Origin of the sequence: Pseudoalteromonas sp. SR43-3, from assembly GCF_014163875.1 — a bacterium.
GTDB lineage: Bacteria > Pseudomonadota > Gammaproteobacteria > Enterobacterales > Alteromonadaceae > Pseudoalteromonas > Pseudoalteromonas distincta.
The window spans coordinates 126,518-141,450 of record NZ_JACJEC010000003.1 but is presented as its reverse complement, the minus strand read 5'-3'; the positions used below and the strand labels follow the sequence as shown (position 1 = coordinate 141,450).

Below are 14,933 nucleotides of genomic sequence, written 5' to 3'. Positions count from 1 at the left end.
GTTCCAGTTCGTCGCAGAGCTCCTCTCGCTCCAGCTTGAAAGCAAAACTTTTTGCTTGTCTAGCCCTTCGGGCACGCTTCCGCCCCTAGGTTGCAGTTCCTACGTACTGATACTTACTTAATTTTTTATGGCATAAAGCCTAAGTTGCGCTTTATAACTAGTATTGGTTTATATCTTTGTTATCTACACTCATTTCTACTTGTTTATTAAGTAGATTAATTAGCAAAATACTGCGCATATCGCCGTCAGGCTCTTTGTAAATAGCTTTAATATTATTAAATGAATAGTTATTTACGCTAACTACATCACCCGTTTTAGGTATTGTAGAGCTGGTAGTTTGTAAACGCTCACTTTTAAGCTGTTCGATTAATTCTGTAGGTACAATTTGATAATTTGGCCCATAAGATACAAAGCCACTAATCCCGCGCGTATTTTTTACCGCAGAAAAGTTACCGTTTTGTGACTCAAGACAAACAAATAGGTAGTTAGGGAACAGAGCTGACTGTTTAATGGTACGTCGACCTTTAACCAGTTTCTCGATGGTTAACTTGGGGTAGAATACTTCAATCCCTTGGTTTAATAAGTTGGTGGCTGCTCGCTCTTCTTGGCGAGGCTTACACATAACTAAATACCAACTTTCCATAGCAATCCTTACTACAATATAATTGCAAAAAACACAACGTTAAATTTAATAACGCGTAATTATAAACAATTTAAGTCTGTTAAGTAAATAGGCGTTTATCGTAAATGTTTACCAACTTTGTTAACAGCAGAAAGTGGGCTTGGTTTAGATACTTATGCAGTCTAAACCAAGCTTAACTAAATGCATTTAGGTGGCAACGACTTAGCCTAAGCGCGCCAGCAAGCAAGGCGCCTACATGGTCACATGCACCAAGGATGAAAATTCACGTTGGCGTGAAGCTTGCTCACGCGAAAGACTAAATGTAAAAGCTGCGCTTTATTGCACCAGCAAGCAAGGCGCCTGCAATAACAACGTAGTCAAAATTTGCTAAAATCACTGTTTAGCTCTAGTTTTAACTTTACTTTAAAAAATAAATTTAGATATCCTATGCAAATACTTCATCACGGAGCGGTTAATGGAGTTACTGGTTCGTGTCACGAGCTGGTAGTTAACGAGCAAACAAGTGTGCTTGTTGATTGCGAGTTATTTCAAGGCGAAGATTCTAAAGCAGATTTATCAATTGAATTTGATATTACCCATGTTACTTCGCTTATTGTTACCCATTGCCATATTGACCATGTTGGTCGAATTCCTTACTTTTAGCAGCCGGTTTTAAAGGCCCTATTTTTACAAGTATTGCATCGGCCAGTTTATTACCTTTGGCAACTGAAGATGCTTTAAAAGTAGGCGTAACCCGCGACCTTAAAATTATAGCTGCCTGTTTAAGCTTATTAAATAAACGCATAGTTGCTGTTGATTATAAAACGTGGTTTGAACTACCTTGCAAAGGGCTCAATAAAGCTAAGGCGAGATTTCAGCGTGCTGGGCATATATTAGGTTCTGCCTACGTTGAAATTGACGTTACAAATAATGATAACAACAAACATCGCGTTGTGTTTTCAGGAGATTTAGGTGCGCCCTATACCCCGCTACTCCCTTCGCCTAAAGCGCCTTATAAAGCCGACACTCTAGTTATTGAATCAACCTACGGTGATAGAAATCATCAAGGCCGTAAAGAGCGCACAAAAACGCTAAGAAACGCTAAGAAACGCTAAAAAAACATTATTGAACGCGCAGTAGCCGACAAAGGCGTTGTTTTAGTTCCTGCTTTTAGTATTGGCCGCACACAAGAGCTACTATATGAGCTTGAGCAACTCATACATAGCTCATCTAAAAAGTCTAAGTGGCGAGACATTCACGTAATACTCGACTCCCCCATGGCAGCCAATTTTACTGAGCAATACAAAAACTTTAAACACTTGTGGGATAGCGAAGCTAAGCGCAAAGTTGCAAACGGTAGGCACCCACTCGATTTTAAAAACCTAACTACGGTTGATACACACAAGGAGCACTTGGCTGTTATCAACTATTTAAGTACGCGCCAAACGCCAGCCATAATATTAGCGGCAAGTGGTATGTGTACTGGTGGGCGAATAGTTAATTATCTTGAGCGATTTTTAAGTGACAAAACCACCGATTTATTGTTTGTAGGTTACCAAGGTAATAAAACGCTAGGCCGTGAAATTCAAAAATATGGCCCACGTAATGGCTATGTTTTTATAAACGATGCTCGCATTACTATAAGCGCCAAAGTACATACGATTAGTGGCTATAGCGCCCATGCCGATCAAAATGGGTTAATTAAGTTTGTAACAGGTATGCATAAAAAGCCAAGCTATATAAAAATTGTGCATGGCGATGATGATGCAAAAAACGCTTTGGCAGCAAAGTACAAAGAGATATTAAGTAGTGAAGTTAAAATAGAGATTGGTAAATTGTAGGCGTGAAGCTTGCTCACGCATGAGGGCTCAAAAAGGAATAAAAATATATGGCTAACACACATAAACGTTTAAAAGGCAGATGCCCTATCATTAATGCTTTTTACTCCATAACTTTATGTTGCTATTCTCGTAAGCCGTTATTAGCTAATTACTTAAATGCACGATTGATATCAAAAGAACTTGCCCTGTTTTCTAAAAATAATTCACTTAGTACTATTTGCTACGTAATTATGCCTGATCATATACATTGGCTTTTACAGTTAAATAGTAATCCTGACCTATCAAACCTAATTAGGAAGTTTAAAAATATTACAACTTATAGGCTTAATAAACAAAACGGTACAGAGGGAAAGGTATGGCAATCTAATTACTATGACCACAAAGTAAGAGATGGTGAAGATATAATAAATCAAGCTAGATATATAGTTGCAAACCCTTTACGCGCAGGGTTAGTAGACAACATACGCAAATACCCATACTGGGATTGCGTTTACTTGTAAAAGCTGCGTTTTTAGTGCGCCAGCAAGCAAGGCGCCTACAACGTGACACACCAAAAATATAAAAACCTGCGTAGGCGTGAAGCTTGCTCACGCAATTTGATAAATACGTAAAAGCTGCGTTTTTAATGCCCCAGCAAGCAAGGCGCCTACATAGTCACTACACCGAGGATGAAAAACTCACGTAGGCGTGAAGCTTGCTCACGCAATTTGATAAATACGTAAAAGCTGCGTTTTTAGTGCGCCAGCAAGCAAGGCGCCTACAACGTGACACACCAAAAATATAAAAAACCACGTATGCGTGAAGCTTGCTCACGCTACCTATTCTAAGAGCCGCTTACGTTGGGTAAAGCAGTTACATTAGTTTGGCTACTTTGTTTTTCTTGCCAGTTAAGGTCGCATATGCCATCTGTTGGGGCAAATGCAGTAGGCGCTTGCAGTAGCAGCTTACGTATTAGAATATGATCTGAGTCATCACATGCTGCTTTGAGTTTAACTAAAATTGGCTCTAGCTCATGCCATGGCATTTTTATTTCTTGCGCACTTAAAATTCTTGGATGATCGGTACCAATAACATTGTCGCCAATAAGTAGCTCTTCAAAAAGCTTTTCGCCAGGGCGCAAACCTGTACATTTTATTTCTATATCACCATTTGGCCGTTTTTCGTGCTTAACTTCAAGCCCCGATAAGTGGACCATTTTAGTTGCTAAATCTTTGATTTTTACTGGTTCACCCATATCAAGTACAAACACATCGCTGCCGACTCCCATAGCACCAGCTTGAATAACCAATTGAGCAGCTTCTGGGATCGTCATAAAGTAGCGTGTGATATCTTGATGGGTTAATGTTATTGGACCACCGGCTTTTATTTGCTTTCTAAATAATGGTACAACAGAACCAGAAGAACCCAGTACGTTACCAAAACGTACCATTGTGAAACGTGTCGAACTTTGAATATCAGACAACCCTTGCAATACAAGCTCTGCCATGCGTTTTGTAGTTCCCATAATATTTGTTGGGCGCACCGCTTTGTCTGTTGAAATGAGAACAAAAGTATCGACTTTTGCATTTATAGCTGCCGTAGCAACGTTGTAAGTCCCATAGATATTATTTCGTACACCTTCAACTACGTTATGCTCTACTAATGGGACATGTTTATACGCCGCTGCATGGTAAACGGTTTTGACTTTAAAAGTAGAAAACGTAGATTCAACTAGTTTTTTATTTTGTATTGAACCCAAAATAGGTATTACTTCTATATTTAAACCGTTTGTAGTGCGGTATTCCGATAACTCTTTTTCTATTGCGTATAGAGCAAACTCAGACAACTCAAAAAGCACTATTTTAGTTGGGTTGTTTTTAATTATTTGCCTACATAGTTCCGAGCCGATTGATCCGCCCGCACCTGTTACCATTACTATTTTATTTTCTATATTTGCTGACATTAAATCTTGACGTGGCTGAACCGAATCTCTGCCTAATAAGTCATCTATTTCTACATTTTTCACTTCATCAAGGTTGGTTATACCCGAAACTATGTCAGCCATTCCTGGAATGGTCATTACTTGTAATTTAAATTTCTCTATTGCATTAAGCATTTCTTTTCGACGACTTCTTGAAACACTAGGTAATGCAAGTAGAATTTTATTTACACATTTTTGCTTTGCGATTTCAGAAATTTGAGAAGGCGGATAGACGCACACACCCTGAATTAACGATAAATGCTTTTTAGGATCGTCATCAATAAAGGCAACAGGTGAATATTCTGGCCCATTAGCTAACGCTGTAGCAAGTTGGCGGCCAGCAGAACCTGCACCGTATATGATAACTCCTTCTTTACGACGCATTGTTATTTGCCCTGCAACAGCTCTGACAGCCAGCCGAGCCCCTCCTACAAATAGAATACAAAAACTAGCGTATATAAATGGCACTGTTCGTGGGACTGGTGCACTCAAAAAGAAAGATAGAACAGTTAAGTAAACGGTGGAAAGCACAACGCCAGCGATAATAGCCCACATAGCCTGCATGTTCATATAGCGAAGTACAGCTCTGTACAACCCTAGTTTCACAAAGCTTAATAAACTTAGGGGAAGGACTATTGCGAGTAGTATCCATGTGTGGTTATTTTTTAAAACAGCCGTGCTGTCAAGCCTTAATAAAAAGGCAAGCCAAAAAGCAACCATAATAAAAATGCTATCTACAAAAAGTGATACAACTCTTTTCTGAGGGCGAGGCAAGTTAACTAAAAATTTTAAAAACACAATATATTTCCCTGAAGCTAGCAGCGGTACTACTATTCTATTGCTTACAATTTTACTACACGATGAACGACTTTTTCACTTTAAAATTAAATACTATATAAAAAATATTAAATAATCTTTATGTGTTGAGTTACTTTTTGTAATTTTAGAGTGCCATTTAACTACTTTACCCTATCGCCACTTCCACTCCCAGTGACCGTTTGCAATATATAAATAAAGTAGAGCTTGAGATTTAATGTAGCTATCATTTGTGCATCAGTCTCTGCCAATAGTTCTGGAGTAGACATATCTATTTCATTAACCTGCGCCAAACCTGTTATTCCTGGTCGTACTGCAAATACATTCTTAACATCTCGAGCCTGGGTTAGCTCTTCTTGATTGAACAGCCCTGGGCGAGGGCCAACTAAGCTCATTTCACCTTTTAGTACATTCCAAAGCTGCGGTAGTTCGTCTAATTTAGTTTTACGTAAAAAGCCCCCAAATGGCGTGATCGATGCCGTACTTGCCAAATGGCTAGCAACCGACGCAGTGTCAACACTCATTGTTCTAAATTTAACTAAGGTAAACGGTTTTTTATTACGGCCAACACGCTCTTGCATAAAAAGCGGCGAGCCAGTATCAAATAGACCAATAATAAAAAGTAGAATAAAAAATGGAAAAGCAAATATTAATCCAAACAATGCGATAAAAAAATCTAAAATACGTAACATTAATGTCTACCCATATTTATTTCTGTTAAAAGTTTGTCTGCTTTCGATGAGTCGACAACAAAGTTATTAAGCAAGACATTTTCACGTTCTTTTTGGCCTAGAACTCTTAATACCAAACGAAGCAAGACCTCAGGAAAGTAAAAGTGCTTAATATTTACTTTTTCGTTACCTGCAAGATAATTCAGTACTTGTTGGAGCGAGAGAGCTTTTTCATCAGCTAGTAGGTAGATTTCACAATTAGCTTTGTCGGTCATTAAGCAAAGCTTGATGAAACTAAGTAATTTATCTACTGATAAGTATGAACGCTGATTTCTAATAGCTTTGAAAGGAAAAGCATGAACTTTAGAGACTAGTTTAGCTAAGGTTCTTATATTTCCTGGTGCATCATGGCTCAAAACAAGTGTAGGGCGAATTATAATGTAATCAATACCTGAATCGGAACAAAAAGTTTTTACTAAATTTTCTGCAATGATTCTCGTTTGTAGCTGTGGCTCACCAATAATTAACGAAGAGTCTTCATTGACTGCTAGATTAGCATGTTTACCATGGACATAAGCAGTACTAAAGTAAATAAACTTTTTAATATTACTGTTTTTACAGGCTACTAATAAGTCTTTTAAAGCACTAATATTTGTTTGCTCAAGCTCTTGAATAGTTTGTGCATGCTTGTGAGCAAACGATGCTAAATGAACAATTTGAGAGCATCCCGTAAGCGCACTATCCCATTCTGAAAACTCAGCTAAGTCACCAGTTACTACTGTTTTCACTACGCCTTGAGGAATTATTTCATCGGTTCTTTGTGTTATAGAGATCGAGAAATCTTTCGCTAAATAATCAATAAGCTTTTTGCCGACAAAGCCATTTCCACCCGTAATTAAGACTCCCATAATATCTCCTAAAAGAATCTATTTTTAAGTTTTAAGCTAGGCGCTTCAACCAACTTCCACGAAACTGTAGAAACAACAAAGATAGTCGTAAATAGCACCAAGTAAGATGAAACCGTATTAAACTCAAAACCGTTTGCTATAAATAACTGAATGATCGGGAAATGAAATATATATACGCCATAAGAAATATCACCCAACTTTTTAAATGAAAGTACATTAGGCAATGAAATAAATACCAGGGTAATGAAAACAGCAATTACCAATGGCTGTAAGTAATAGAAGTTCAGCCACATCAAAATAACTGTTGCAATTAACAAGGCTGAAAATTGCCTTTTCAATACACTAAAGTATTTAAAGCAAAAGATACCTGCAATAAAATACATCATCTGCCCTGGCAGCTGAGATGCTAGTGTCTCAGCCATTGGAATACTATCTTTATGCAATAAGATAAAATCTTTATAAATGAATGATAATACATAAATTACCAACATATATAAGCAACTATATTTACGTTCAACCAGTATGTAAAAAATAGGAACCATACAATAGAACATGACTTCTATTTTTAAAGTCCATAACGAACCATTAATAAATGGTTCTGGATTAGTAGAAAATACGCCATCAATAGTAGGTGCTAAGAAGTTCAAAAAGATCGCATTAGCTATAAAGTATTTAGTTTCTGATGCATAACTTCCAGCAAAACTTCCGTCCCCGGCAAAGAAATATAAACAGCTAGAAAACAAAACAAGCAAAATATATGCAGGGTAGAGACGAAGAAAACGCCCCCAAAAATAATTAATTGTGGTTTTTTTTCTGTCGTAGCTCATGTAAATAAGAAAGCCACTAACGATGAAGAATGTAGACACCGCACTACCAGATAACCAATGTAGTGACTCGCTAACGGACTCCGTCAGTGGTGTTTTAGCTAAAAAAGCTAAGTGCAAAAACACTACCGCTGTGGCAAGTACCAATCTTAAAAAGTCTAGATTGTTGCTTTTATATATGTACTTCATTGATGTACTACCTCAAAAGTGCCATGTAAGTTTCAAACCATGACTCTGAGTCAGGAAATGATTGCGCTCTAGTGTTTGAAGCTAACCGAACGTCGTTATACGTTTCAAGATCAAATAACTTACTTATCTGATTTAGGCAGTCATGTACATTGTCTTCTTTATAAATCACACCCGCTTGATCTAAAACTGAATGAGCATAATCAAGGTCTGGGGCAATAACTGGAAGATCGTAAAACATAGCCTCAATTAGGGGGTTACCAAAGGTTTCAGATTTTGAAGGAAAAATAGCCGCAAATGCAAAGCCTTGATAGTACTTTTTTAAACCAGCTTGAGGTAGCTCCCCCAAATTATTGATCGGTAATTGCTGCTCTTTTATAGCAGCTATGAAAGAGTCGGCTTCAGGTATTGATTCATCAACCGTAATATTAATAACTACAGGCAAGGCCTTATCTTTTATTTCAGAAGCAAGTTTCAATAAAAATGTATGATTTTTATGCGCATAAAAACGACTGACATAAAGTAGCTCTTTAACTTCAGGCAGCTCTTGCTTAGCTTGAAAATTGGCAATGCTCTCTCTTTTGAAAATATCACTAATTGGGTTAAAAATAATTTCAGAATCAATGGTTACTTTTTCATTGAGCAACTTTTGCATGTAACTACTTTGAACCACAACTGTGTCTACAGCTTTAACTGTTTTACTAAAAAGGTAGCGCTTTATTTTCTCAGCTATTTTGGCAACCCCACCCAAATCACCATATAAACGATCATCGACGATGTATGGGTGATGAAGCAAAACTACTTTTTTATGATCACTCTTAATACCGAACAAGAAATTACCAAAAGCAAGAATTGCCTTTGGCTCATATTGCTTTACTAATGAATTCATCAACGAAAAATTTACTTTAAACACATTCAGCAAAGCTTTAATACTACCCGGCACGACATCAACAACAACAAACTTACAATTTTCTGTCTCTGAATATGTTAGAAATTCAGGCAGATTTGGCACAATGAATACGAACTTATCATCGCTTTGCAGTGCATTGCGGATAAAATTATTAGCAATATTTTTCGGGCCTGCTGCAATCTGATTTGAAAAGTTAACGAGATACATTTTTCTTGCCCTCAAATAAATAAATAAACAAAGTGAATAACATTAATAAAACGAATATAGTTAATGTATTAAAAATAAAAGCATTTGAAATACCAAACCCAGTCAGCATCATGAAGGCATAAAAAGAAACCCATAAAGGTGCGAATTTAGAGCTGATCATGACTTGGTAGAAATATTTTAAAATCATACCAGTCAAAATTGCATACAAAATGACTCCAACAGGCCCAAAATGCACATAACCGGCCGTTACGCGGCTCAGAGGCCAGCCTACAGGGATCATGTATTTAAAGGGTGAATTAATTGCAACATTATTACCCTGAGCGAAATTATAGATATATACACCTTCATCTAGTGGTGGTTTAGCCTCATAAAATGAACTGGGAATAAACCCAGTAAAGAAATCCATAAACGTACTACCAAACCAAAGCTTATTGATAGAGTCAAAATATGGAAAGATAAATAGTGAAATATCAATATCACTAAATCGCTTGAATAACTCGCCCATGTACGGTAAGGCATCAGGTATTAGTGAGCTTGGATCTGACATATAATAATCTAATGCTCCATCAACCCTTAAAATAGGAGCGAGAGAGGCAAAGAAAACTAAAAAGAATAATAAAAGTAAGTTCTTAACAGAGAAAACATTTACATTTTTAATTTTATAGTTCCACATTAGTACTAAGAAAACTAAAAGTAACAGTGGGTTTTTCCTTTCACCGTAAGATGCCAGCATCGCAAAGAAAAACACGGATATAAAAAACAGAAAGACATAATTTTTAAGTTTTATTCTTTTCAATGACAAATAGGTTATGTAGTAACCTATAGAGAGCATTGCAGATATAAAAAAGATATTTCTATACACTGCAGTACCTTGAACTACCAAGGTTTTATTATCCATATTACTTATTAGAAAGAAAAAACCGCCTACTTTATGAAGGAACAAAGCAAACATTAGTATAGTGAGGACAATAAAAAAGTAGCTCGTATATTTAAATTTTATAACCTTCATACCTACGCCGATATTCGACACTCCAAAAAGTTTGCCTTTAGGCTCAAAGAAAGCCATGGTAAAAATGCAAACAATTGCAAATATTAGCTTGTACATAACATGCTGAAAAAAGGCAAAATTAAAGTCATCTAAGTGATAGATAACTTTTGGATGAAGCTCTTGCGGGTTATGAGCAATAAAGTATAGATACGGCACTTCAGCCATAGAAAACAAAATAGTAAAAGGAATAACATGGAAAAAGTCTTTCTTCCCCCTTTTCAAACAAAGAAGTAACAGTAATAGAACAATAAAATAGAAGGTTATAAATGAATCAATCATTATACTGTTTTATTCTTTTTGCAGGTACACCACCAAAGATACATCGCTTTTCTATAATAGATTTAGATACAACTGCAGCACTTGCAACGATCGTCTTGTCAGCGATATTTTCAGCTGTTTCTAATAAAATTGCACGTGTACCTAACCAGCAATTTGCAGCAATTACTTTTTTGATACCAATAGGTTTGCTTTTAGGATCATACCCATGGCTATGACTATAAATAACAACTCCCTCTGATAATAAGCTGTTATTTCCAATAGTTAATCCACCCGTGTGATCTAAATGGCAATTACGGCATATATGTACTTTATCTTCGATGATACATTCACCGGTGTTGTTTTCTGACACAAACAATGTACCTTTACCGATGAAAACTCCATTACCTATAGTTACAAGCTTTGGTGACTCAATTCTAGCACCGAACTCGATACGAACATTTTCACCTACTTTTTTACATACAGCCTTATAGAACAGAGTATTTAAAATATCGAAAAAAACTTTCAGAAAACGCAAAGGAATTCGTACACAGAAAAGTAGTAGGCCACTGTCTTTGTAAAGTTTCATAATACGATTAATCATTTGATAAGCCTATTTGTAAAAATATATAAATAAACAACACATGAGGTTAGATAATACACACTGAAGGAGATTGCTAAACTCTCTGCACTTGCTGTTACAGTTAAAATATATGCGCCCATGGCTATCGCAGAAGTTAAAGCAACATAAAAAAGTTGATATGTTTTATTCATAACAACCATTACTCGATTAAATGCTAAAGCAATAGAATAAAATAAACAGATTAAAGTTACTTCTAAAAATAGATTCGCAGTGTACTGCTCGCCGTATAAAAGTAAGAAATAGTCGTAAAGGAAATACCCCCCCGCAACAAATAAAAGGCAGGATAGCGACATATACCGCAAAGCGTAGCTGAGAAGTTGCCTCACATTGCTTCCTGATTCATGGAGCTTCGTTAAATTTCGTAAAACAATATTACAGATGATATTTAAAAGGATTGAACAAATAATGAACATCTGAAATGAAACATCAAACTCAGCGAGGGCTGCAAAGCCATTTTCACTATTGGCTGTTACATACCTGACGAACCAAAAGATAAAAGCATTAATTGCAGAACCAACAATTACTGGCTTTATTGCATTTAATAAGCCTTTAGTTTTCTGGAAAAGTACACCATATTCAATATTTTTCAGAATATGCGCGTGATTAACCAAAATATTACATGCTTTGATCGTTAAGTCAGTAAGCTGATAAATAAGCATATAAAACAAGGCTATTTCCACAGTAATGTATTGATATGTAAAGAAAATAACAATTACTGATAAAGCAACACTAATTACTGTTGAGAAGTAAATAACTTTGTAGATACCTTTCCCTATGTACACAGAGATTAGATAACCATTTAACAGTGTCAGTGAAATCAATATTACAACTGTCAAAACGATTTGGAGTGTTAAAAAATCAAAGGAAGATAAACTCCCAATAAATGAGCTGCCTGCCCATAATAACAAGCACAAGATTGAGATGATCAATGCAGTAAATGCATAGAAAACACCATATGCAAGCACTGAAACTCTACTAAAATCCTCTTTAGAGCTTTCTTTAACTGCGAAAGGGTTAACTGCTGAGCTGAATGTAGTCTCAAATAAGTTAATAGTGCTTCGTAAAAACACAAAAGTTCCGTAAACATCTTTTGATGTATAACGGGCAATTAAAACATTAAGAATTAATATAAAGCCTTTCGCGATTAAGGTACTAAGCATTAATAAAAAAGCGCTAGAAAAGAGTTTTTTTAGCATTGAATTAAACGCTCAGCCCAGTTTTCTATGGCGTAATTTTCATAAACATCATTACTAACTGGAACATATGGTGAAGCTAGAAATTGTGCTAGCTCTTGCTCGCTTCGATGGCCAATTACAAAAATATTTTCAGTTTTATAAAAAGGCTCTTCCATAACTAGTTTATTGTTAGTAATTAGCTTTTTGTTTATTCCTAAAGTCTCAATGGTTCTCATTGTTAAGCCTGTTTGATCAGGGTGCCCATAATCAATAATAACCTCAGAATCGCACATTATACCAGAAACAGCTTGAGCACTGAGTTTGTCAAACGAAACCTCTTCGATTGGTATCTTTCGAAATGTTTTGTTAATAACTTTAAGTACTTTAAAAACAGGTTTGCTAGGGTAGTAAAAAAATGTAAAAGCAGGTTTATTAAGATTCTTTTCAACTAAAGAAGCCATCCCTAATACATCACTAAAGCGATTAGAGTGTAATGTTCCAACAAAAGCTGCCGAGTAATTATTATCTTCGGCTCTATTTTCCTTTCTGCTGTACTCTCTGCTATAAAAAAGAGGTAAGTACGCAAGGTTTTCAATATTCTGACAATCAATCCTATCGAATGACTTTATAGCATCGAAATACTTAAACTTTCCTCTAGCCCCTTTTACATTAGACAATGAGTCCCACAAGTAATACACGAATTTAGCTTTGCTAAAGCTTTGCTTCATTTTATCAAGTAAACACTCTGAAAGGCCTTCACCTTTAATCACAATAATTAATTCATAGTCGCCTTGCCAGTTAATTTCATTTATGAAGTACTTTTCTGCTAACTTACTTGTGAAGCTTGGCATTAACCTTGATCTTACTCGATCAAAGTTACTCTTTACATAAATGTGGTTAATCCAGTCAACTGAATGGCCTTTTGACTCCATCACACTTATAATTTTTTTGTAATAGCCAAACGTATCAGGACTAAAGAGTAAAACTTTCATGTTTGTTGTAAAATTCCGTAAATGAACTAATCATTGATTCTAGATCGTCTTCGATTGTGGCTGGATTAAAATCAATCACACTTTGCAGTTTGCTAATATCAACTTCCGAAAAGGCTTCATTAACGTTACTTTCAAACCAATTTACTTTACAGCCTGTTTTATCAGTTAGTACCTTTGCAATTGTATCCGCTCGAGTATTTATTCCTGAAGCAATATTGAATATCTCATTACTTTGAATATCAGCTTTGGCTAACTTGTAAATTGCATCAGCCACATCAACTACTGAAACATAATCTTTTTGATAATCCTCGCGAATATACATGTTAACTTCTTTTTTAGCGATCGAGTCTCTAACAATTGAAGGTAAAAATAGAGGGCTATTTACTGCTAAACCGTATACGTTGCTAGGTCGAACAATAATTGCTTTATCTACTAAGTTTAAAACTAGATTCTCGGCCGTTAGCTTCGTTAAGTTAAAAAGCGCTCGATTATCTTTAGCACAAACTGTGAGGTCAGCACTTTCGTAACTTGCTTGCTGATTCATGTAAACACGAGTAGATGAAATATAAATAAACCTATCAAACTGGCTACTTTCTAGCATTTTCACTAAGTAACTGACGTTTGAATTGAGTACTTTAATTGGATTATTAGTACAGTCTCCATGGCCTGCAGCATAGAATACTGTGCCTAAAGGTTTAGTGAAAACTCCATCATCCAGTTTTTCAGGTACATATACTTGTTCACCAGCACCTGTAAGTTGTTTGACAATCTCACTACCTATAAACCCTTTACCACCTATAACTGTGTACATCATGCGCTGCCAAGCCTCTCACGTTGATAATTACCTGACTGCACATTTTCACACCATGATGAGTTTTCTAGATACCATTTAACTGTTTTAAGAATGCCTGACTCAAATGTTTCAAGAGGTTGCCAGCCTAGTTCTTTATTTATTTTTGAAGCGTCGATTGCATATCTTAAGTCATGACCTGGCCTGTCTTGAACAAATGTAATTAACTCTTTAAAGTCTTCTAAACCTTCAGGCTTTTCTCTAATTAGCTCATTCAGATGATTACAAATTGTAGTAACTACTTCGATATTTTGCTTTTCATTGAAGCCACCGATATTGTATGTTTCACCAAGTTTACCTTCAGATACAACGGTATAAAGTGCTCTTGCATGGTCTTCAACAAATAACCAATCTCTGACTTGTTTACCATCGCCATATACTGGTAGCTTTTTACCTTCTAAAGCATTAAGAATTATTAGCGGGATCAATTTTTCAGGAAAATGATATGGACCGTAATTATTTGAGCAGTTTGTTAACACTACTGGCAGTTGGAAAGTTCTATTCCATGCTCGAACAAGATGATCCGATGCAGCTTTAGATGCAGAGTAAGGTGAACTAGGCTCATAAGGTGTATCTTCAGTGAATAGACCTGTTTCGCCTAAGTCACCGTACACTTCGTCTGTTGAAATGTGGTGAAAGCGAAATACTGCTTTCTTATCATCACAGAGAGAAGCATAATATGTTCTAGCAGCCTCTAGTAGCTCGTAGGTTCCAACAACATTTGTTTGAATAAAATCACCTGGCCCATCAATAGAACGGTCCACATGGCTTTCTGCCGCTAAATGCATGATAAAATCCGGCTGAAATTTGGCAAACGTAGTGCTAACTATCTCACGGTCACAAATATCACCTTTAACAAAATGGTATCTTTCATTTTGCTCTATAGATGCTAATGACTCTAAATTACCTGCATATGTAAGCTTATCGAAGTTAACTACCGTATGTTCAGTTTCTTTTATTAAAAAACGAACTAATGCAGAACCAATAAAACCAGCACCGCCGGTTACAAAAATTGTTTTACTCAT

At 36.1% G+C, this 14,933-nt stretch carries 13 protein-coding genes and 1 pseudogene; 2 read left to right on the top strand and 12 right to left on the bottom strand.

What is annotated here, in order from left to right; translation table 11 throughout:
* Positions 1–157: 157 nt before the first annotated feature.
* Positions 158–643 (bottom strand): transcription/translation regulatory transformer protein RfaH, encoded by a 486-nt coding sequence (rfaH, locus tag H5088_RS05095; protein WP_182752353.1) that lies wholly within the window; start codon positions 641–643, stop codon positions 158–160.
* A gap of 426 nt (positions 644–1,069) precedes the next feature.
* Here rfaH and H5088_RS05090 point away from each other — a divergent pair.
* Positions 1,070–2,463 (top strand): annotated as a pseudogene (locus H5088_RS05090) (MBL fold metallo-hydrolase RNA specificity domain-containing protein).
* Positions 2,464–2,510: 47 nt separating this feature from the next.
* Positions 2,511–2,963 carry an REP-associated tyrosine transposase gene (locus H5088_RS05085; RefSeq protein WP_182752352.1) on the top strand — a complete coding sequence of 151 codons (453 nt, stop codon included), beginning with the start codon at positions 2,511–2,513 and terminating at the stop codon, positions 2,961–2,963.
* Positions 2,964–3,286: 323 nt separating this feature from the next.
* Here the strand turns inward: H5088_RS05085 and H5088_RS05080 are convergent, their stop codons facing one another.
* The 11 genes from H5088_RS05080 to rfbB all read right to left on the bottom strand — a co-directional run bounded on the left by H5088_RS05080 (position 3,287) and on the right by rfbB (position 14,933).
* Positions 3,287–5,221, bottom strand: coding sequence for a nucleoside-diphosphate sugar epimerase/dehydratase (locus tag H5088_RS05080; protein WP_182752351.1), 1,935 nt, complete (start codon positions 5,219–5,221; stop codon positions 3,287–3,289).
* A gap of 161 nt (positions 5,222–5,382) precedes the next feature.
* Positions 5,383–5,931, bottom strand: coding sequence for a sugar transferase (locus tag H5088_RS05075; protein ID WP_182752350.1), 549 nt, complete (start codon positions 5,929–5,931; stop codon positions 5,383–5,385).
* Positions 5,931–6,818, bottom strand: a complete 888-nt coding sequence (locus tag H5088_RS05070) for an NAD(P)-dependent oxidoreductase (protein ID WP_182752349.1) — start codon at positions 6,816–6,818, stop codon at positions 5,931–5,933. The genes H5088_RS05075 and H5088_RS05070 overlap by 1 nt, the downstream gene beginning before the upstream one ends.
* Before the next feature lie 8 nt (positions 6,819–6,826).
* Positions 6,827–7,831, bottom strand: a complete 1,005-nt coding sequence (locus tag H5088_RS05065) for an acyltransferase (RefSeq protein ID WP_182752348.1) — start codon at positions 7,829–7,831, stop codon at positions 6,827–6,829.
* A 7-nt stretch (positions 7,832–7,838) separates the two neighbouring features.
* Entirely contained in the window at positions 7,839–8,945 is a 1,107-nt protein-coding gene (locus tag H5088_RS05060; protein ID WP_182752347.1) for a glycosyltransferase, read from the bottom strand.
* Complete coding sequence (locus H5088_RS05055) at positions 8,932–10,158, bottom strand: hypothetical protein (RefSeq protein ID WP_220488827.1); 1,227 nt, start codon at positions 10,156–10,158, stop codon at positions 8,932–8,934. Before H5088_RS05055 ends, H5088_RS05060 begins: the two co-directional genes overlap by 14 nt.
* 106 nt (positions 10,159–10,264) lie before the next feature.
* Positions 10,265–10,852: an acyltransferase gene (locus tag H5088_RS05050; RefSeq protein WP_182752345.1), complete on the bottom strand. Its 588-nt coding sequence runs from the start codon at positions 10,850–10,852 to the stop codon at positions 10,265–10,267.
* The gene (locus H5088_RS05045) at positions 10,849–12,087 is read right to left on the bottom strand and encodes a hypothetical protein (RefSeq protein ID WP_182752344.1); all 1,239 of its coding nucleotides are present in this window, start codon (positions 12,085–12,087) and stop codon (positions 10,849–10,851) included. The genes H5088_RS05050 and H5088_RS05045 overlap by 4 nt, the downstream gene beginning before the upstream one ends.
* On the bottom strand, positions 12,081–13,058 hold the full coding sequence (locus H5088_RS05040; RefSeq protein ID WP_182752343.1) for a hypothetical protein: 978 nt from the start codon (positions 13,056–13,058) through the stop codon (positions 12,081–12,083). The genes H5088_RS05045 and H5088_RS05040 overlap by 7 nt, the downstream gene beginning before the upstream one ends.
* A complete protein-coding gene (locus H5088_RS05035) occupies positions 13,039–13,872 on the bottom strand; it encodes an NAD(P)-dependent oxidoreductase (protein WP_182752342.1) in 834 nt (277 codons plus the stop codon). Before H5088_RS05035 ends, H5088_RS05040 begins: the two co-directional genes overlap by 20 nt.
* On the bottom strand, positions 13,869–14,933 hold the full coding sequence (gene rfbB / locus H5088_RS05030) for a dTDP-glucose 4,6-dehydratase (protein ID WP_182752341.1): 1,065 nt from the start codon (positions 14,931–14,933) through the stop codon (positions 13,869–13,871). Before rfbB ends, H5088_RS05035 begins: the two co-directional genes overlap by 4 nt.

Excerpts from the sequence above, each read along its gene's own strand:
- rfaH (WP_182752353.1), bottom strand. The coding sequence starts at position 643 with ATGGAAAGTTGGTATTTAGTTATGTGTAAGCCTCGCCAAGAAGAGCGA.
- H5088_RS05085 (WP_182752352.1), top strand. The coding sequence starts at position 2,511 with ATGGCTAACACACATAAACGTTTAAAAGGCAGATGCCCTATCATTAAT.
- H5088_RS05075 (WP_182752350.1), bottom strand. The coding sequence starts at position 5,931 with ATGTTACGTATTTTAGATTTTTTTATCGCATTGTTTGGATTAATATTT.
- H5088_RS05070 (WP_182752349.1), bottom strand. The coding sequence starts at position 6,818 with ATGGGAGTCTTAATTACGGGTGGAAATGGCTTTGTCGGCAAAAAGCTT.
- H5088_RS05065 (WP_182752348.1), bottom strand. The coding sequence starts at position 7,831 with ATGAAGTACATATATAAAAGCAACAATCTAGACTTTTTAAGATTGGTA.
- H5088_RS05060 (WP_182752347.1), bottom strand. The coding sequence starts at position 8,945 with ATGTATCTCGTTAACTTTTCAAATCAGATTGCAGCAGGCCCGAAAAAT.
- H5088_RS05055 (WP_220488827.1), bottom strand. The coding sequence starts at position 10,158 with ATGGCTGAAGTGCCGTATCTATACTTTATTGCTCATAACCCGCAAGAG.
- H5088_RS05050 (WP_182752345.1), bottom strand. The coding sequence starts at position 10,852 with ATGATTAATCGTATTATGAAACTTTACAAAGACAGTGGCCTACTACTT.
- H5088_RS05045 (WP_182752344.1), bottom strand. The coding sequence starts at position 12,087 with ATGCTAAAAAAACTCTTTTCTAGCGCTTTTTTATTAATGCTTAGTACC.
- H5088_RS05040 (WP_182752343.1), bottom strand. The coding sequence starts at position 13,058 with ATGAAAGTTTTACTCTTTAGTCCTGATACGTTTGGCTATTACAAAAAA.
- H5088_RS05035 (WP_182752342.1), bottom strand. The coding sequence starts at position 13,872 with ATGATGTACACAGTTATAGGTGGTAAAGGGTTTATAGGTAGTGAGATT.
- rfbB (WP_182752341.1), bottom strand. The coding sequence starts at position 14,933 with ATGAGTAAAACAATTTTTGTAACCGGCGGTGCTGGTTTTATTGGTTCT.